Origin of the sequence: Acidovorax sp. LjRoot74 (assembly GCF_964254355.1) — a bacterium.
Taxonomy (GTDB): Bacteria; Pseudomonadota; Gammaproteobacteria; order Burkholderiales; family Burkholderiaceae_C; genus Acidovorax.
The window spans coordinates 4,343,320-4,361,961 of sequence record NZ_CAXUTI020000001.1 but is presented as its reverse complement, the minus strand read 5'-3'; the positions used below and the strand labels follow the sequence as shown (position 1 = coordinate 4,361,961).

Here is an 18,642-nt window from a genome sequence, read left to right as displayed (position 1 = left end):
GTCATGGTGGTGGCCCGCCAACGGGCCGGGAGGCATGGCTTTGGGCATTGATCTGGCTGCCTGGAGGGTGTTGCTGTCGCAACGGCTGGAGGCTGTGGCGCGCGCTGACTCCATGCGCGCCATCCGCGAAGGGCTGTTGTGGGTGCTGCCCTGCCTCATGGTGTCGGCGGTGTTTTTGGTGCTGTCTGTGCTGGCGCGCGTGGTGGGTCTGCCGCCCGCGGTAGGCGACATGCTCGCAGGGTTGCATGGCGAGATCAGCCGCATCCTGCCCCTGCTGATCGCCGCTTCGATTGGCTACATGCTGGCCATTCGACACCAGTTGCCACGGCTGCCGGTGGCTTTTCTGTGTTTTGTGTATGTGGCGCTGGCGTCGTACCAGCTCAGCGGGCAGCCGCGTGCCGCTGCCACGCTGGTGCTGTTCATCGCGATTGCGTCCCCTCTCATCAATGTGCCGCTGATGGCCCGTTTGATGCGGGTGCGCTGGCTGCAGGTGTCGCGGGGGGCGCTGGTCAGCGACAACGTCGAGGACGCCGTGAACATGGTGGTGCCCGGCATCCTCACCGCCGCGCTGCTGGCGGCGGTGTTGGCGCTGTTGCAGCAATGGTCGGGCCTGGCGCACTGGAGTTTGCCCATGGACATGGTCGATCCCGACCATTCCTACTTCAACGCCGTGGTGCTTACCGGCATGAATTCGCTGTTGTGGTTCTTCGGCATCCATGGCTACCACGCGCTGCAGCCCCTGTTCCAGCTGCTGGAACAGGCCGTGGGCTGGAACGCGATCGAGCTGCTGACCGACCAGGTACCCCAGCACCCGTTGAATGCGGGGCTGTTGGGGGCGTTTGCCTTCATCGGGGGCGCGGGTGGCACCTTGTCGCTGGTGGTGGCCGTGCTGTGGCGCGCGCGCAGCCCCGGCCTGCGCTTGCTGGCAGTGGCGAGCCTGCCCATGGCCCTGCTGAACGTGAATGAGCTGCTGTTGTTCGGCATCCCGTTGATCCTGAATCCGCGCCTGCTCGTTCCCTTCATCCTGGTGCCTGCGGTCAACGCCTGCCTGGCGTTGGCGGCCGTACAGGCGGGCTGGGTGCCCATGGCCACGGTGCCCCTGCCCCTCAACGCCCCCGTGGTGTTCAATGCCTATGTCAGCACCCAGGGGGCCTGGTCGGCCGTGGCCTTGCAACTGGTCCTGGTGCTGCTCGGGGCCTGTCTCTATGCACCGGCTGTACGTGCGCTGGAGCGCCACAACGCCACCACCGTGCATCTGCCGGGGCTGGACACCACGTTCACGCGGTTGCAGGAGGAGGGGAGCCTGTATGCCCATGACCCCATCGTGGCGGCGCAGCAAGGCCAGGCCCGCAGGGAGGATCTGGTAGCACGGGTGCGCCGCATGGGGGACTATGAGTTTTTCCTAGAGTACCAGCCGCAGGTGTCGCCACGCACGGGCCTGTGTGTGGGGTGTGAGGCGTTGCTGAGGGCCCGCGATTCGCAGGGGCGCACCCAGTCGCCAGGGTCTTTCCTGGTCTGGCTGTCCGAGGCGGGGCTGATGAAGGACGTGGACCTGTGGGTGGCTGCGGCAGCGCTGAGGCAGTACCGGCGCTGGCGCAATGCGGGGTTTGAACTACCGATTTCCATCAACGTCACAGGGCCCACCCTGATGTCGCCCGTGCATTGCCAGCGCCTGGTGGCGCTGATTGCGCCAGCGGCAGGTTGTATCAGCATCGAGATCACGGAGGACGCCCTGGCGGCCGATGTGGCGCAGATGCGCGACGCCATCGCGCGGCTGCATGCCGTGGGTGCCAAGGTGTCCATCGACGACTTTGGCACGGGGTATTCATCCCTGAGCTATCTGCATGCGTTTGCGGTAGACACCATCAAGATCGACCGCAGCTTTGTGGTGACGAGCGCCGAGCCACAGGGCGCCCGCGTGCTGGAAGGCTTGCTGCACTTTTGCCAGAGCCTGGGGCTGGGCATTGTGGTCGAGGGCGTGGAGACCGATGGGCAGTTGCAGGTGCTGCCCGCCTCCATCGACCTGAGCGTGCAGGGCTGGTACTACAGCCGCGCGCTGGCGGCTGACGACCTGCCCGCATTTGTGCAGCAGTGCGCGCAGCAGGCCAGGGGCCAGGTGGCGCCTACTGTCCCAGCAGTTCACCCACCGGTTTGAGGTCTTCCACCCGGTCGCACACCGCTTTCACGGCCATCATCACCGGGATGCCCAGCAGCAGCCCCCACAGGCCCCAGAGCCAGCCCCAGGCCAGCACGCTCACGAACACGGCCACGGGGCTCATGCTGCTGGTGCGGCTGGTGAGCCAGGGGGTGAGCAGGTTGCCGACAATCGTGTGGATCACGAGCGATGCACCACCAATGGCCAGGGCCATGTCGAGCGTGCCGAACTGCAGGAAGGCCACCAGCGCCGATGCCCCTGTGACCAGCGCCGACCCGATATAGGGCGCCAGATTGAGCACCCCGGCCGCCACACCCCACACTGCTGCGTTCTGCAAGCCCAGTGCCCAGTAGGCCAGACCCGTGGCCAGGCCCACCAGCACGCTGGTGAACACCTGCAGCAGCAGGTAGCGCTGGATCTGCCGCGTGATGTCTTCGAGCACATGGGCGGTGACCTTGCGCCGCTCCAGGCTGGTGCCCGCGATACGCAGCAGTTTGTCGCGCAGCAGGTTGCCCGATGCCAGGGCAAAGAAGGTCAGGAACACCACCACCATGAGCTGCCCCAGGGCGGACATCAGGCCCACGGTGCCACTCCAGAGGTAGTCGCGGATATTGAAGGGAGGGCGCTCGACGATGACCCGCTGTACGCCCCGGCGCGGTGTGGCCGTGGCGCTGTTTTCATTGGCTGCCTGTTCGATCTGCGTGGCGGCCTTCTGCATGGTGTCCAGCGGGCTGCTCCCGCCCGCGCGGGCCTTGAGGTTGTCGCGCACCTTCTTGGTCGCCACGGGCAGCGAGTCCACCAGCTGCGCTGCGCCGTCGCTGAGCGACCACGCGGCGCTGGCCAGCCCGGCAACCATGGCGACTAGCAGCATGCCCGCCCCCAGCCAGCGCGGGATGTACCAGCGGTGCAGGACGTCCACTGCAGGCCGAAGCGCTGTGGTGAGCAGCAGGCTCAGCATGATGGGGATGAATACCGCACTGGCCCAGTGCAGCAGCGCCACACTCGCAAAAAGCGCCAGCAGCGCAAGCGAGAGGTTGCGCACGTCCACGGGCATGTGGAGGGTCAGGGGTGATGTGGGCGGCGCCTCGATGCTCGGGGCCGCTGGCGTGGCCGCTTCGGGGACGGCCTCTGGCCCTTCGCGGGGCGAAGCGCTGATTGCGGGCGGGCCCGCTCCCTCATCTGCAATGAGGTGGGTGTCTTGCGATGGTGCGGCGGTGGTGGAATCGGTCGTCATGTGCCCATCGTAAACAGGCTTTTGTGCCTGTTGCTTGCCGCCGCTCCGAGGCGACTGTCCCTACCGCCATCAGCACAAAGGCAAAGTGCGCTGTTTGTTGAGTGCATCCACGGTGCCCAGCATCTGCTGCCAGTAGGTGGGCAGCGCGGACCAGGGCGCTCCGATGGCCAGATTGGTGGCATAGACCAGACCGGTATTCATGCGCGGGCGATTGGCATTCTTCACGGCCGTTTGCATGTCGGTGCAGGTGCTTGCTGTGTGCACCAGCATCGCCTGCGCACTGTTGTCCTTGGCATAGACCCAGGTGTTGCCCGGCTGAGGGTCAATGTTCGTGTAGGCCGCCGCATTGCCCGCATAGGTCACCAGTGTGTCCGCGACGCCTGCATAGGCCGCGACTGGGTAGGTGCCTGTGTTGCCGATCACGACGGGGGCGGAGGGCGGTGTTGCGCCGGTGGTCAGGCCCGTGGTCAGCCCCTTCACATGGGTGTAGACCTCCTGGTAGTGCGCTACCCGGGAGCTGTCGGTGGCCATGCCGTCCAGGAAGAACCCATCAAACAGGCCGGGGTAGAGCCGGATGTAGTTGGTGATGGTGGCCTTGATGTCGGCAACCGACAGCGCACCGCTGCTGGTTGACGTGGTGGCGACGTAGCCAATCACCCGGTTGCTGGTGCCTGCAACCGCCTGGAATGCCTTGATGGCCTTGGTGAGGTCTGTGTCTTCCTTGGTGTCCGCCGTCAGCACCCCGCTGCTGGGGTTGGCGATGGCTGTGATTTTGACGTCGGGGTAGCTCGTCGCGCCGCCGGTGAGGGTGACCCAGGGCGACGTGGTGCCGGTGGCACTGAAATAGGCGGGCACCAGCACCTGCAATGGTTTGTGCGCGGGGCGCACGTAGTAGGTGAGGCTGTCCGTGGCCGTATTGGAACTGCTGACGGCTGTTACTGTGGTCTGGAAGGTGGCAGTGGGTGGCAGGCTGCTCACCGTCAGTGTCGTACTGGCAACGCCGCCCACCGTCGTCGGAGCCACAGGGGCCAGGGTGGCTGCACTCGCAGGGCTGACCGTGAATGTCGTGGTGGTGCCGTTGGGAGCCTGGCTGCCATTGACGGTAACGTTGACCGACAGGGGCTCTGACACGTTGGGTTCGAGCACGTTGTTGCCGGGTTGTACAAAACCCACGCCGATCGGCGCCGTTGGCACGGGTGCCGGTGCCGGTGTTGGGGCGGGCGATGGGGCAGGTGTGCTGGCCTTGTCCGAGGCACCTCCGCAGCCCGTCAGAGCAGCGGTCAATGCCAGCAGGGATGCGAGGCGGTTTGTCGTGTTCATGGTGCGCATGGTGTTCAGGAGGTTCGTTTTGTGGAGCTATTGTGAACGCATGCCGTGGTGCTTCCAAGCGCTGAAAGCGGGGCTTTGGGCCGGAAAAGCCGTGTTGTTGTGCCGATCGTGGCGGGCCTGTACCGCTACCATGGGTTCCATGTCATCCCCCTTCCTCCGCATTCCGAGCCTCGCGGTCGTGCTGGCTGCGGTGCTGCTGTCAGGCTGTGGCACCCTGGACGTTCCGCGTGCTGACAACTATCCTGCCACCGGCCAGAAAAAGGCGCGTGCCGTGCACCATTGGGATGTGCTGGCCGGCGACGTGGCGGCACGTGTGGCAGACAAAATTGCGTCCTGGCCACAAGGCGAGTACCCCATTCACGTCACGGTGGCGGACAACTCCAGCTTCAATCTCGGTTTTCTCAAGCTCTTGAAGGTGCATTTGCTCAATCGGGGGGTGGCTGTTTCGACCGTGCCAACCGCCGTAGAGCTGGAGGTGCAAACCCAGCTGGTCCAGCACGAGTCGGCGGTTCCCCGCAACTTGCCTGTTCCCATCGGCGGGACGCTGCTGGGCACGGGTGTGGGTGTCTGGCGCGACTGGAAGGTGCACTACGCAGACCGCACGCTGCTCCCGGGTGTGGCGACTGCACTGGGTGTGGGAGCCGGTGTGGCCCTGGATATGGCGCAGTTGTATACGCAAGGCGCTGCGGCGGGAGGCCCCACACGCACAGAAGTGCTCATTACCACTGCACTCAAAAGTCAGGACCGCTACCTGGCAGGGTCGGCAGACATGTACTACATCGAACGAGCCGATGCCGTGCTCTACCTTCCCGAGCTGCCGCCAGTTGCTCCGCCGCCCACTCCGGTCAAGACCTGGCGGGTGGTGGCGCCATGAAGATGCAGCATCCTCTGGTGCGCAGGGCCTGGTGGTGGCCGGCCATTTTTTTTGCGGCTTGCAGTCTTCCTGCCTGCGTCAGCAATCCGGTCAGTGCCTACTACTACGGTGACCGTTCCGGCGGTGGGGCCCGCTCCGACCTGATCGAGGTCAATGACCAGGCCACCGATGCGTTGCTGCAGAACGCGAGGCTGGACCCCCATCAGCCGGTGCTGATGGCAACCTTGGTCAGCGTGGATCGGCTGAATGAGTCTTCCCGCCTGGGGCGCATTTTTTCAGAACAGATTGCCGGGCGCATGGTGCAAAGAGGTCTTCGCGTGACGGAGGTGAAGCTGCGCGAGAGCCTCGTGCTGAACCGCGACCAAGGGGAGTTGCTGCTTTCCCGCGAGGCGCGGGAGGTCAGTCAGGCCCAGAATGCCCAGGCCGTGGTGGTGGGCACATACGCGGTATCGGCGTCGATGCTGTACATCAGCCTCAAGATGGTGAATCCGGTGGGTAACCAGGTGGTTGCTGCCCATAACTACGCGGTGCCGGTGGACGAAAACGTGCGGACTTTGCTGGCTGGCCGTTGAGGAACGGTCCATTGCCGCGTGTATGTGGCCAGGCGGTAAAGACGAAATGCTGTGACCAAAAAGAAAACCAGCCACCCAAGGTGGCTGGTCGGTCCGTCAGGTACCCCGACCTGTGCTGGTGGTTCTGGATTTCTGGACGGCGCAGGTTCAGTGCAACATCAACGCACCCGCCGTCTTGCTCTTGCCTGCGCGCGCTGGCGGGTTGCAGAGGCCGCAGGTGAAATGGCGGTTTTCGTACAGCTCGGTCACGAACTGGCCGCTGCACTGCGAGCACTTGGTGCGTGTCAGCATGCCGGCGTCCACAAACTTCACCAGGCGCCAGGCGCGGGTGAACGACAGCAGAGGCTCGATCTCGGCCGTGGTGACCTGCTCGTTGTAGAGCCGGTAGGCCTTGGTCAGCAATTCCACAGAATCCAGGTCCACACCCTTGGACAGGTACTCGTAGATGTTCAGGAACAGCGAGCTGTGGATGTTCTCCTGCCAGGTCAGGAACCAGTCGGTTGAGAAGGGCAGCTGGCCCTTGGATGGCGACTTGCCTGCAATCTCCTTGTAGAGGCGGATCAGGCGCTCATACGACAGCGTGGTTTCCGATTCCAGCACCTGCATGCGGGCACCCATCTGGATCAGCATGGCGGCGCGCTCGATCTGCTTGGATTCGTTGAGAACGCTCTTGGCTGGGGCTTTGGCGGAGGTGGACATGGCGGGCTTTCAGGCTGGATGAAGGTTCTGGGTCAGAGCACTTCTGACACGCGGCTGGCCATCAGGATGTTGGCGTGCAGTGTGTTGGTGGCTTCGTTGCCCACCTTCTTGGCCGAATGGTTGGTCAGCAAGCTCCACACCAGGTTGTCATCCACGCGGAAGCTGCAAAGAAGCGTGTTTCGTGATGCCAGTTTCATCACTTGCGCTGCGGACAGCGAAGCGAGAATATCGGCAGACTCTTCGTTCATGCCCAGGCGGAACACGGCTTCTGCCTTGTCCTGGCGAATCAGGGTCTGTGCCAGCATCAGGTAAGTGAGGTTGGCTTCGCGGATTTCGGCGAGGAGTTGTTCGTTGGTCATGGCGGCTTCCTTTGTTCCAGTTCCCGGACCCTGCGTTGCCTGCTGGTTGCAGGTTTGCGTGATCCGTTGAAATGGATTGTGAAACCGCCCCAATCAGAAATTAAGTCGGGATTTGGCTGTGCCGCGTGTCTGGTTCTGCGGTGGGCTGTGTAGGAATTTGCCTTACACGCCGATCAGGCCTTGGCTGGCTTTTCAGGGGCGCGCGCCTGCTGCGTTGCTCGGCAGCGAGCCCTGAATTCTGCTCATGGTTTTGATAGCGCCTGCAAAGCCATCTTTTTTGCGCTTTTGCAACTGCCGCTGATCGGGTTGGGCTCCGGTCAGCCTTTTTCGACAGGTCGCGCAGGGTCGGCGCACCACTCGCTCCAGCTGCCGGCAAACAGTGCCGTGGAGCCCAGGCCGGCCACTTCCATGGCCAGCAGATTGGGCACGGCGCTCACGCCGCTGCCGCACTGGTGCACCACGGTGGCAGGGTCGCGGCCTGCGAGCAGGGTGTCGAATTCAGCACGCAGCGTGGCTGCGGGTTTGAAGCGTCCGTCGCTGCCGATGTTCTCTGTGAACGGGCGGTTGAGTGCTCCCGGGATGTGGCCTGCCACCGGGTCCAGAGGCTCTACCTCGCCACGGTAGCGCGCGCCCGCCCTGGCATCGATCACGTTCTGCTGGGGGCTGTGCAGGGCGGCCAGCACGTCACTGGCCGTGGCCAGCCTGCGCAGGGGTTGGCCCAGTTCGAAATTGGATTGGAAATGTGCGGGCTCTTCACCGCTCTGCACGGGGCCCCCGGCCGCTTGCCAGTCCTGCAGCCCGCCGTCGAGCACCGCCACCGCGTCATGGCCTGCCCACTTGAGCATCCACCACAGCCGCCCGCAGTAGTTGGCGCCCTGGCGGTCGTACACCACGGCCTGCATGTGGTTGGCAAAGCCCACGCTGGACAGCCACATGGCAAAGCGCTCGCGGCTGGGCAGCGGGTGGCGGCCGCCGGATGCGGGCTTGTCGGCCTCCTGGGCGGTGACTGTGCCGCCTGCGCCGGGTGCGCCATGTTTTGCGCTGAGGTGGTTGTTGAGATCTGCGTACACCGCACCCGGGATGTGGCTCTCTCCGTACTGCCGGGCTCCGGCCGCGGGCTGCATCAGGTCAAAGCTGCAGTCAAACACCATCAAGGGGGCGCCGCTGTCGATCTGGGCCTGCAATTCGGTGGCGGAGATGAGGGTCGTGTAGGTCATGGTGTGTGCCAGGGCTGGGGTGGAAGAGGGGCCCATTGTGTCTGGCCGCATGCGGCCTCGTGCAGCCACTTCTTATCAATGTTCTTCTGCGGGGGCTCCGGGCGCCGCGCGGGCGCGCAGGATGGTGGCCACAATGCCGCTGCCCACGATGAGGGCCATGCCAATCCAGCCGATGGTCGGGATCTGGTCGCCAAACAGCAGCACGCTGTAGAGGCCCGCAAACACGATGCCCGAGTACTGCAGATTGGCCACCACCAGCGTGCCGCGCTGGGTCTTGGCGCTGGCATAGGCCTTGGTCATGCACAGTTGGCCACCGGCGGCCAGAATGCCGATGGGCAGCAGCCACAGCGCCTGCCAGCCCGGCCAGGGCGAAGTGCCCGTGAACAGCAGGGCGCCACCGCCCGCCACGGCCGAGCCCACCGCAAAGTAAAAAACGGTGCGTGATTCGGGCTCGCCGATGCGCGACAGCGCCACCACCTGCATGTAGGCAAATGCTGCCGTCAGGCCGGACATCAGCCCGATCAATCCGGCAAAAGCCTGGTTCTGGTCCAGGCTGGGGCGCAGCATCAGCACCACGCCTACAAAACCGACCAGCACGGTCACCACCAACGGGCCTTGCAGGGCGGGGCGGGGGGTGGCCGCAGAGGGGCGCCAGGCCAGCAACGTACCCCCAATCAGAAAGGCTGCGATCCACACACTGCTCATGTAGTTGAGCGTCATGGCCGTGGCCAGGGGCAGATGGGCGATGGCAAAGAACCAGGCCCCGAGCGATGTCACGCCCACCAGGCTGCGCCAGGCATGCATGCCCGGGTACTGCGTGGCCAGCGTCACTTTTTGCGAACGCGCCAGCAGCCACAGGATGAACATGCCGATCAGGCCCCGGTAGCACACCAGTTCGGCCGAGTTGAAGAAGTCCGATGCGATCTTCACGCACACGCCCATGCTGGCGAACAGGAACGCGGCCAACACCATCCAGAGGGCTTGCATCGGGTTGAGGTCTCTTCAGGGGCGCCGTGGGGCGCAGAAATGAAAATAGCTGCCAGCGCTTATTTTTTAAGCACTGGCAGCTATTGTAATGAGAGCAGGCCACGGCGGGCCTACGGATTGGCGGGGTTTTGCCGCCGTATTCAGCGTTTTGCCGCAGCCGTGTTGGTGGCGTCGCTCCCCATGGCCTCGCGGTACCACTCGTGGAAGTGCTGCATGCCATCTTCCATGGGGCTCTGGTAGGGGCCGACCTCATTGTCGCCGCGCGCCAGCAGGGCCTTGCGGCCGGCGTCCATGCGCTCGCCGATCTCGTCGTCCTCGACGCAGGTCTCCATGTAGGCAGCCTTCTGCGCCTCGACGAATTCGCGCTCGAAGGCGGCGATTTCCTCGGGGTAGTAGAACTCCACCATGTTCAGCGTTTTGGTGGGGCTGATGGGGTGCAGCGTGGACACGGTGAGCACATGCGGGTACCACTCCACCATGATGTGTGGGTACAGCGTGAGCCAGATGGCGCCGTACTGTGGTGGCTTGCCGTCCCGGTAGTCCAGCAGCGCCTTGTGCCAGCGCTCGTACACGGGGCTGCCGGCCTTGCCCAGGCGGTTGGCCACGCCCACGGTCTGCACCGAGTAGTTCTTGCCGAACTCCCAGCGCAGGTCGTCGCAGGTGACGAAGCTGCCCAGGCCCGGGTGGAAGGGCCCCACGTGGTAGTCCTCCAGATAGACCTCGATGAAGGTCTTCCAGTTGTAGTTGCACTCGTGCAGCTCAACGTGGTCGAGCACGTAGCCGCCAAAGTCCAGGTCGGCGCGCGGGCCCATCTGGGCCAGGTCCGCAGCCACGTCGCAGCCGTTGTCTTCAAACAGAAGGCCGTTCCACTCGCGCAGCTTGTAGTTGTTCAGGTCCAGGCAGGGGTCGTGTGCAAAATGCGGCGCGCCCAGCAGTTCGCCCTTGGGGCTGTAGGTCCAGCGGTGCAGGGGGCAGACGATGTTGCCACCGGCATGGCCTTTGCCCTGGCCCGACAGCGAGCCCTTGCCCTTGAGCATGACGGCCTGGCGGTGGCGGCAGACGTTGGAGACCAGCTCGATGCCGCCCTGGGCGTTGCGCACCAGGGCGCGGCCCTCGCCCTCCTGGGGCAGTGCATAGTAGTCGCCGGGGTTCGGCACGCTCAATTGATGCCCCACATAGCGGGGCCCGCGCTGGAAGATGGTGTCCAGCTCGCGCTGGAACAGCGCTTCGTCAAAGTAGCTTGAAACTGGTAGTTGGCTTGCGGCCTGCTGCAGTTGAAGACTTAAATCAGACATGGGTGACCTGACCTAAAGACTCCCCACAGGGAAGTGCGGGAGGTGCGCCATGGCGCATCCAGAAAAAAGAAACCGGCTAGGGTGGGTAGCCGGCTCGACGGGAATGGGATTATAGGCGGTGGGGTTATTCCCGCACCCCCCCTACGTGTATTGAAATCCTTGTTCTAGACGCAGGTCAAACAGGCGCTGGCTGGTCCTGTGCCTTTGGCGGTTGCCGGGCGGGTTCTGGGGCGCCGCATCCATTCGGCGTGCTCCGGTCTGTGCGCCGTGATGGTGCGCCTAAAATGGCCGGTTTTCTCACCTGCGCTCTGCCGCCTCCCCCATGCCCAAGGCTCCTGCCACCCCCGCGCCGCCCGCCGAACCTGCCAGCTACGAAGCGGCGCTGGAAGAGCTGGAGCAGCTTGTGGGCCGCATCGAGTCGGGGCAGTTGCCGCTGGACCAGATGCTGGCCGGTTACCAGCGTGGCGCGGCGCTGCTGGCGTTTTGCCGCCAGCGGCTCACCGCCGTGCAGGACCAGATCAAGGTGCTGGACGATGGCCAGCTCCAACCATGGACCCAGGAATGAGTGCAGTGCCCGCGCCGACCGCCGCAGTGATGAGTCATCTCCCTTTGTTTGATGTGAGCTCCTGGAGCCAGAACCACCTGGCCCGTGTGGAGCAGGCCCTGTCCGGGTGGGTGGGCCACTGCGCTCCTGCCGGGCTGGGCGATGCCATGCGCTACGCCGTGCTCGATGGCGGCAAGCGCCTGCGGCCGCTGCTGGTGCTGGCCGCGTACGAGGCGGTGTGCAGTGGCACGCCTGCTGCGGAGGTGTCGGGCGAAGCGGCCCTGCGCGCCGCCTGTGCGGTGGAACTGATCCACGCCTATTCCCTCGTGCACGACGACATGCCCTGCATGGACAACGATGTGCTGCGCCGGGGCAAGCCCACGGTGCATGTGCAGTTTGGCGAAGCCCAGGCCTTGCTGGCGGGCGACGCGCTGCAGGCTTTTGCATTTGAGTTACTCACCCCCGACGACAGCCCCGTGCCAGCCGCCATGCAGGCCACGCTGTGCCGCCTGCTGGCGCGCGCCGCAGGCTCGGCTGGCATGGCGGGTGGCCAGGCGATCGACCTGGCCAGCGTGGGCGTGGCGCTGACCGAAGACCAGCTGCGCCAGATGCACCGGCTCAAGACCGGCGCGCTGCTGCAGGGCAGCGTGCTCATGGGCGCCGTGTGTGGCCACGCGGCACCCGACGCCTACCAGGCACTGTCCGACTACGGTGCGGCCATGGGTCTCGCGTTCCAGGTGGTGGACGACATCCTGGACGTGGTGGCCGATTCCGCCACGCTGGGCAAGACGGCTGGCAAGGATGCCGCCGCCGACAAGCCCACCTATGTCTCGTTGCTGGGCCTGGAGCGCGCCCAGGCGCATGCCCAGGAGCTGCTGCACGACGCCCACGCCGCGTTGGCGCGCAGTGGTTTGCCCGACACCCGCGCCCTGGCCGCGTTGGCCGACATGGTGGTGCGCCGCTCTTACTAGAATTTGAACAAAATTGGCCTCTACCGCCTGTCCATCATGCGTTAGTAGCTATTAAAAGAATAGTAAATGTCCACGACCTCATTCCCCCTGCTGCAGACCATCAATGACCCGGCAGACCTGCGCCAGCTGGCGCGGGCCGACCTCAAGGCGCTGGCTGCCGAGCTGCGCGAGTTTGTGGTGCACAGCGTCTCCCAGACCGGCGGCCACCTCAGCTCCAACCTGGGCACAGTGGAGCTGACCGTGGCCCTGCACCATGTCTTCAACACCCCGGAAGACCGCCTGGTGTGGGACGTGGGCCACCAGACCTATCCGCACAAGATCCTGACCGGCCGGCGCGAGCGCATGCACACGCTGCGCCAGCTGGGCGGCATCTCGGGCTTTCCGCAGCGCGCTGAAAGCATCTACGACACCTTTGGCACGGCGCATTCCAGCACCAGTATCTCGGCCGCACTGGGCATGGCCCTGGCCGCCAAGCGCAAGGGCGAAAACCGCCACGCGGTGGCCATCATTGGCGATGGCGCCATGACGGCAGGCATGGCCTTCGAAGCGTTGAACAACGCGGGCGTGGCCGACTGCAACCTGCTGGTGGTGCTCAACGACAACGACATGTCGATCAGCCCGCCCGTGGGCGCGCTCAACCGCTATCTCGCGCAGCTCATGAGCGGCCAGTTCTACGCCGCCGCCAAGAACGTGGGCAAGACCGTGCTCAAGCCCGTGCCGCCCCTGCTGGAGCTGGCCAAGCGCTTCGAGCAGCAGGCCAAGGGCATGGTGGTGCCCGCCACGCTGTTCGAAAAATTCGGCTTCAACTACATCGGCCCCATCGACGGGCACGACCTCGATTCGCTGATTCCCACGCTCGAAAACATCAAGAGCCTCAAAGGTCCGCAGTTCCTGCATGTGGTCACCAAAAAGGGCCAGGGCTACAAGCTGGCCGAGGCCGACCCCATTGCCTACCATGGCCCCGGCAAATTCGACCCCAGCGTGGGCCTGACCAAGCCCGCCACGCCGCCCAAGCAGACCTTCACCCAGGTGTTTGGCCAGTGGCTGTGCGACATGGCCGCGCAGGACATGCGCCTGGTGGGCATCACGCCCGCCATGCGCGAGGGCTCGGGCATGGTCGAGTTTGAAAAGCGCTTCCCCGACCGCTACTACGACGTGGGCATTGCCGAGCAGCACGCCGTCACGTTCGCGGCTGGCATGGCCTGCGAAGGCGTCAAGCCCGTGGTGGCGATCTATTCCACCTTCCTGCAGCGCGGCTACGACCAGTTGATCCACGACGTGGCCCTGCAGAACCTGCCCGTGGTGTTTGCGCTGGACCGCGCGGGCCTGGTCGGCGCTGATGGCGCCACCCATGCGGGGGCGTATGACATCCCCTTCGTGCGCTGCATCCCCAACATGGGCATGGCCTGCCCGGCCGACGAGCGCGAATGCCGCCAGCTGCTGTCTGCCGCTTTCGAGCAGAACCACCCCGTGGCCGTGCGCTATCCGCGCGGCAGCGGCGCGGGTGTGGCGCCGCTGGCTGGTCTGGAGGCCCTGCCGTACGGCAAGGGCGAGATCCGCCGTGAGTGCCAGGGCACAGACACCAAGGCGCCGCGCATTGCCATCCTCTCGTTTGGCACCCTGCTGTACCCCGCGCTGGAGGCGGCTGAATCGCTCGATGCCACGGTGGTCAACATGCGCTGGGCCAAACCCATCGACGAGGCCCTGCTGCGCGATGTGGCCGAGCGCCACGATGCCCTGGTCACGCTGGAAGAGGGTGCCATCCAGGGCGGTGCTGGCAGCGCGGTGACCGAGGCGCTCAACACCATGGGCATCGTGCGCCCCGTGCTGCAACTGGGCCTGCCCGATGTGTTCATCGAGCACGGTGACCCCGCCAAGCTGCTGTCGCTGCAAGGGCTGGATGCGGCAGGCATCCGCGCATCGATTGCGGCGCGTTTCCTGCCCGGCCACGCCGCCTGACCGTCCGTGCCTGCCGGGTGGTGGAGCCCGGTGGTTGTTTCGCGCGTCGCCGGGCGCGCCTTTCCGTGCTGCCTTGCGGATGCTTGCAGAAGCCTGAAGGTGCATCGCCAGCGCCGGATTTCGCGGGAAAACCCGCAAAAGTCCCCCGGGGCATGTTCCTACAATGAGCCTCGGCCGAATCGAGTCCTTGGCTTGTCGTGCACAACGCGTGCAGTCCAAGTTTTGCAATCAATATATCGGAGAGAACCTCATGGATCGTCGTTCAATCATCAAGCACGCTGGCATCGCCGGTGTGCTGGCTGCGGGCGCTGCGCCTGCTGTCCACGCCCAGGCCGCCATCCGCTGGCGTCTGGCTTCCAGCTTCCCCAAGTCGCTGGACACCATCTACGGTGGCGCTGATGTGTTCTCCAAGGCCGTCAAGGCCATGTCCGGTGGCAAGTTTGAAATCTCCGTGCACGCAGGTGGCGAGCTGATGCCTCCCTTCGGCGTGATGGACGGCGTGCAGCAAGGCACTGTGGAGATGTGCCACACCGTGCCTTACTACTTCTATGGCAAGAACCCCGCCTTCGCGCTGGGCTCGGCCATTCCCTTCGGCTTCAATGCCCGCCAGATGAACGCCTGGATGCTGCATGGCAACGGCCGCAAGCTGATGAACGAGTTCTACGCGAACTACAACGCCATCAGCTTTGCAGGCGGCAACACCGGCACCCAGATGGGTGGCTGGTACCGCAAGGAAATCAAGTCGCCTGCCGATTTCAAGGGCATGAAGATGCGCCTGGGCGGCGGTCTGGTGGGTGAAGTGATGCAGAAGTTGGGTGCCGTGCCCCAGAGCATCCCTGGCGGTGAAATCTACCAAGCCCTCGAAAAGGGCACGCTGGACGCTGCCGAGTGGGTGGGTCCTTACGACGACCAGAAGCTGGGCTTCAACAAGGTTGCTCCCTTCTACTACTACCCCGGCTGGTGGGAAGGTGGTCCTGAAGTGGACTTCTTCGTCAACCAGAAGGCGTTTGACGGCCTGTCGGCTGAGAACAAGGCCATCATCGAAGCCGCTACCAATGTGGCCCACATCGACATGCTGGCCAAGTACGACGCACTGAACCCGACGGCGCTCAAGCAACTGGTGGCTGCCAAGACCAAGGTGCTGCCGTTCTCGCAGGCGGTGATGGATGCCTCCTTCAAGGCCTCCATGGAAGTGTTCGCCGAGAACGACGCCAAGAGCCCCGAGTGGAAGAAGATCTACGCCGACATGCGCACTTTCCAGCGCGATCAGATCCTGTGGTTCCGCTTTGCCGAAGCCCGTTACGACACCTTCATGTCCGCGCAGAAGGTCTAAGCGCTGCGAGTCCTTGCGGCCCCGTGCCGCATGGTTCCAACGATCAACCCGCCAGGTTCGCCTGGCGGGTTTTTTTGTGCCTGGGCCTTGCCAACAGTGCTTGTCTTGTTCCCGGTGCCCGGGGTGGCGTGATATTCCCGCTGCAGAGCTGCTGATGCCGGAGGGGCGATGGCGGGAAGCGGCCGTGCTAAAGGCGGCCATGCGGGATGGGGCAGTGTTTCTAACCGCGCATGTCTCGGGATGGAGGGGCGGAAGCTTCTGCTGCGGGCTGTAAAAGCGCCAGTCGGCATTGCGCAGGCCCTTGCCTTGCCCGCCGTGTCGGTACGTCCTCCACAGTCCCGTTCCCGAGTCCCTGCAACTGCGCCACGACCCCGCCTGGTGAGTTGCGGACACAAACATCGGAGGGTGCCCGGGCCTGCCTTCTGTGGGTGCCGGGTGTTCCGCACCACGGGTGGCCTGGGGCTGCTTCTGGTCTGCCCTCGATCGGTCCCTGTGCGTGCAGCCATGAAAAAAGCCCCGGCGGATGGCGTCCGCCGGGGCTTTGAAGGAGCTTTGTGAGAGGCTGTTGTTCAGGGGTGTTGCCGCCCCTGCAGCCGTGTCACATCACTTCTTATCGTTGGCCATCGAGTCTTGCAGGGCCTTCAGTGGGTCATCTGCTGCGGGCGCTGCCGTGTCGCTGCCGGGGGCTGCTGCGGCGCCCTCCATGCCTGCGGTGGGGTCTGCGGCTTCGGCTGCCTCGCCTGGCATGGTGGCTTCCATTTCCATGCGCACCTTGTCGAGGTCATAGACCACTTCCTTGTCGAGACCGCTGGAGACGATGCCGGGGAACGCAATGATCAGGCCCACCATCAGCAGCTGGATGCACAGGAAGGGAATGGCGCCCCAGTAGATCTGTGGCGTGGTCACTGGTGCAATCATCTTCTTGGTGACCTTGTCCATGTACTCCTTGGCCGGTGCCACGCTGCGCAGGTAGAACAGCGCAAAGCCAAATGGGGGGTGCATGAACGAGGTCTGCATGTTCACGGCCAGCAGCACGCCGAACCAGATCAGGTCAATACCCAGCTTGTGGGCCACGGGGGCCAGCAAAGGCACCACGATGAAGGACAGCTCGAAGAAGTCCAGGAAGAACGCCAGGAAGAACACCATGATGTTCACGACGATCAGGAAGCCGAGCTGGCCGCCAGGCAGGCCGGTGAGCAGGTGCTCCACCCACAGCGGGCCGTCCACACCCTGGAAGGTGAGACCGAAGATGGTGGCGCCCACCAGGATGAACACCACAAAACACGACAGCTTGGTGGTGGTGGTGATGGCCTGCTTGAGCAGCGACAGCGTCAGTCGGCCACGGATGATGGCCATGATGCCGGCGCCCAGTGCGCCCATGGCGCCGCCTTCGGTGGGGGTGGCCACACCCAGGAAGATGGTGCCCAGCACCAGGAAGATCAGCAGCAGCGGCGGGATCAGCACAAAGGTCACGCGCTCTGCCACGCGGGAGAGCAGGCCCATGCGGGTGATCTTGTTGATGCTGGCGGCCACAAAGGCCAGGGCCACACCGAAGCACATGGAGACCACGATGGTCTCGTCCAGCGCGACCTTGTCCACAGCCTCGCCCGACCACCAGCCGTGCAGGGCAGGCATGTTTTTGGCGACATAGATCGAAGCGGCCACGCAGATGCCGGTCAGCACCAGCAGCGAAGGCACGCCGCTCTTGCCGTCGTCACCCTTGAGTGTGCGCGCTTCGGGGGGGATGGCAGGCACCCACTGGGGCTTGAAGATGGCCAGCAGGATGACGTATAGCGCATAGAAGCCGGTGAGCATCAGGCCGGGCAGGAAGGCGCCCTTGTACATGTCGCCCACGCTGCGGCCCATCTGGTCGGCAATGATGATCAGCACCAGAGAGGGCGGAATGATCTGCGCCAGCGTGCCGGAGGCTGCAATCACCCCGGCGGCCAGCCGCCGGTCATAGCCGTACCGCAGCATGATGGGCAGCGAGATCAGGCCCATCGAGATCACCGAAGCGGCCACCACGCCCGTGGTGGCTGCCAGCAGCGCGCCCACGAAGATCACGGCCAGTGCCAGGCCACCACGGATGGGACCGAACAGCTGACCGATGGTGTCCAGCAGGTCTTCCGCCATCCCGCTTCGCTCCAATATGAGCCCCATGAGCGTGAAGAACGGAATGGCCAGCAGGGTGTCGTTCTGCATGATGCCGAAGATGCGCAGCGGCACGGCTTGCAGCAGGGCCTCGGGCAATACATTCAGCTCGATGCCGATGAATGCGAAGAACAGGCCGCAGGCACCCAGGCTGAAGGCGACCGGGAAGCCGACCAGCAAGAAGCAGATGAGCCCCGCGAACATGATCGGGGCGAGGTTGTGTGCAATGAATTCCATGGTGTGTGCTCCGCTCAGACGGCCTCGGTCTTGTTCTTGCCGTTGCCCTTGGCGGCTTCAGCCAGGTTGCGGATCGATTCGGCGAGTTCTTCCTCGGCGGTTTTTTCCACTTTCTTGACCGTGGGGTCTTCGATCAGGCCCTGGAGGAAGCCCAGGCGCTTGATCAGCTCGGAGATGCCCTGCAGCCACAGCAGCGCAAAGCCCAGCGGCATCATCAGGTAGACGGGCCAGCGGATCAGGCCCCCCGCGTTGTTCGACATTTCGCCCGACGCCAGCGCGCGGGTGAAGAAGGGAATGCCATACCAGAGCACGGCCAGGCACATGGGCGTGAGGAAGGCGATGTAGCCAAACACGTCGATCCAGATCTGGGTGCGCTTGGAAAAGCGGCTGGAGATCACGTCCACCTTCACATGCTCGCCCTGCAGCAGCGTGTAACCCGCTGCCAGCAGGAACGAAGCGGCAAACAGGTACCACTGCACTTCCAGGAAGGCGTTGGAGCTGATGTTGAACGCTTTGCGCACCACGGCGTTCACGCCGCTGATGATCGTGGAGGCCAGAATCAGCCAGACCACGTATTTACCGACCTGGGTGTTAAGCCAGTCGATCCCCCTTGATAACTTCAGTAGAGCCTGCATGGTGTCTCCAATAAAAAGGCTGTGCATGCGATATGCCGGGCTGCGCGCAGGTGGGCGCAGCGGCCCGACAAACTTTTACAACGGCGCGATT

The 18,642-nt window shown here is 64.4% G+C and carries 16 protein-coding genes; 7 read left to right on the top strand and 9 right to left on the bottom strand.

What is annotated here, in order from left to right; all coding sequences use genetic code 11:
* Positions 1 to 34: 34 nt before the first annotated feature.
* Positions 35 to 2,155, top strand: coding sequence for an EAL domain-containing protein (locus ACSQ3O_RS20800; RefSeq protein ID WP_436140327.1), 2,121 nt, complete (start codon positions 35 to 37; stop codon positions 2,153 to 2,155).
* Here the strand turns inward: ACSQ3O_RS20800 and ACSQ3O_RS20795 are convergent.
* A complete protein-coding gene (locus tag ACSQ3O_RS20795) occupies positions 2,124 to 3,389 on the bottom strand; it encodes an AI-2E family transporter (RefSeq protein WP_436140326.1) in 1,266 nt (421 codons plus the stop codon). The genes ACSQ3O_RS20800 and ACSQ3O_RS20795 overlap by 32 nt on opposite strands.
* A 69-nt stretch (positions 3,390 to 3,458) precedes the next feature.
* Entirely contained in the window at positions 3,459 to 4,718 is a 1,260-nt protein-coding gene (locus tag ACSQ3O_RS20790) for a spherulation-specific family 4 protein (protein WP_436140325.1), read from the bottom strand.
* A gap of 139 nt (positions 4,719 to 4,857) precedes the next feature.
* Here ACSQ3O_RS20790 and ACSQ3O_RS20785 point away from each other — a divergent pair, with 139 nt between their 5' ends.
* Together ACSQ3O_RS20785 and ACSQ3O_RS20780 are read left to right on the top strand one after the other, a co-directional pair.
* Positions 4,858 to 5,592 (top strand): hypothetical protein, encoded by a 735-nt coding sequence (locus ACSQ3O_RS20785; RefSeq protein ID WP_249367849.1) that lies wholly within the window; start codon positions 4,858 to 4,860, stop codon positions 5,590 to 5,592.
* Positions 5,589 to 6,164 carry a FlgO family outer membrane protein gene (locus ACSQ3O_RS20780; protein ID WP_436140324.1) on the top strand — a complete coding sequence of 192 codons (576 nt, stop codon included), beginning with the start codon at positions 5,589 to 5,591 and terminating at the stop codon, positions 6,162 to 6,164. The genes ACSQ3O_RS20785 and ACSQ3O_RS20780 overlap by 4 nt, the downstream gene beginning before the upstream one ends.
* A 147-nt stretch (positions 6,165 to 6,311) precedes the next feature.
* Here ACSQ3O_RS20780 and flhC read toward each other — a convergent pair whose 3' ends face one another.
* The 5 genes from flhC to ACSQ3O_RS20755 form a co-directional block, all read right to left on the bottom strand.
* Entirely contained in the window at positions 6,312 to 6,863 is a 552-nt protein-coding gene (flhC, locus tag ACSQ3O_RS20775) for a flagellar transcriptional regulator FlhC (protein WP_137745275.1), read from the bottom strand.
* 32 nt (positions 6,864 to 6,895) lie between these two features.
* Positions 6,896 to 7,222 (bottom strand): flagellar transcriptional regulator FlhD, encoded by a 327-nt coding sequence (gene flhD / locus ACSQ3O_RS20770; protein ID WP_008902803.1) that lies wholly within the window; start codon positions 7,220 to 7,222, stop codon positions 6,896 to 6,898.
* A 317-nt stretch (positions 7,223 to 7,539) separates the two neighbouring features.
* Complete coding sequence (locus ACSQ3O_RS20765) at positions 7,540 to 8,439, bottom strand: sulfurtransferase (RefSeq protein WP_436140323.1); 900 nt, start codon at positions 8,437 to 8,439, stop codon at positions 7,540 to 7,542.
* Positions 8,440 to 8,514: 75 nt separating this feature from the next.
* The gene (locus ACSQ3O_RS20760) at positions 8,515 to 9,426 is read right to left on the bottom strand and encodes a DMT family transporter (RefSeq protein WP_436140322.1); all 912 of its coding nucleotides are present in this window, start codon (positions 9,424 to 9,426) and stop codon (positions 8,515 to 8,517) included.
* A 140-nt stretch (positions 9,427 to 9,566) separates the two neighbouring features.
* Positions 9,567 to 10,721 (bottom strand): aromatic ring-hydroxylating oxygenase subunit alpha, encoded by a 1,155-nt coding sequence (locus ACSQ3O_RS20755; RefSeq protein WP_436140321.1) that lies wholly within the window; start codon positions 10,719 to 10,721, stop codon positions 9,567 to 9,569.
* Between the two features lie 322 nt (positions 10,722 to 11,043).
* On the opposite strand from ACSQ3O_RS20755, the gene xseB reads away from it, so the two are divergent.
* From xseB to ACSQ3O_RS20735, 4 genes are all read left to right on the top strand, one after another.
* Positions 11,044 to 11,286 carry an exodeoxyribonuclease VII small subunit gene (gene xseB / locus ACSQ3O_RS20750; protein ID WP_436140320.1) on the top strand — a complete coding sequence of 81 codons (243 nt, stop codon included), beginning with the start codon at positions 11,044 to 11,046 and terminating at the stop codon, positions 11,284 to 11,286.
* A gap of 29 nt (positions 11,287 to 11,315) precedes the next feature.
* Positions 11,316 to 12,236 carry a polyprenyl synthetase family protein gene (locus ACSQ3O_RS20745; protein WP_436140319.1) on the top strand — a complete coding sequence of 307 codons (921 nt, stop codon included), beginning with the start codon at positions 11,316 to 11,318 and terminating at the stop codon, positions 12,234 to 12,236.
* A 66-nt stretch (positions 12,237 to 12,302) separates the two neighbouring features.
* The gene (gene dxs, locus ACSQ3O_RS20740) at positions 12,303 to 14,195 is read left to right on the top strand and encodes a 1-deoxy-D-xylulose-5-phosphate synthase (protein ID WP_436140318.1); all 1,893 of its coding nucleotides are present in this window, start codon (positions 12,303 to 12,305) and stop codon (positions 14,193 to 14,195) included.
* A 250-nt stretch (positions 14,196 to 14,445) separates the two neighbouring features.
* Entirely contained in the window at positions 14,446 to 15,528 is a 1,083-nt protein-coding gene (locus tag ACSQ3O_RS20735) for a TRAP transporter substrate-binding protein (protein ID WP_063462656.1), read from the top strand.
* 603 nt (positions 15,529 to 16,131) lie between these two features.
* On the opposite strand, the gene ACSQ3O_RS20730 is transcribed toward ACSQ3O_RS20735, so the two are convergent.
* Positions 16,132 to 17,916 carry a TRAP transporter large permease gene (locus ACSQ3O_RS20730; RefSeq protein WP_298456328.1) on the bottom strand — a complete coding sequence of 595 codons (1,785 nt, stop codon included), beginning with the start codon at positions 17,914 to 17,916 and terminating at the stop codon, positions 16,132 to 16,134.
* A gap of 14 nt (positions 17,917 to 17,930) precedes the next feature.
* On the bottom strand, positions 17,931 to 18,551 hold the full coding sequence (locus ACSQ3O_RS20725) for a TRAP transporter small permease subunit (protein ID WP_436140317.1): 621 nt from the start codon (positions 18,549 to 18,551) through the stop codon (positions 17,931 to 17,933).
* Positions 18,552 to 18,642 lie beyond the last annotated feature (91 nt).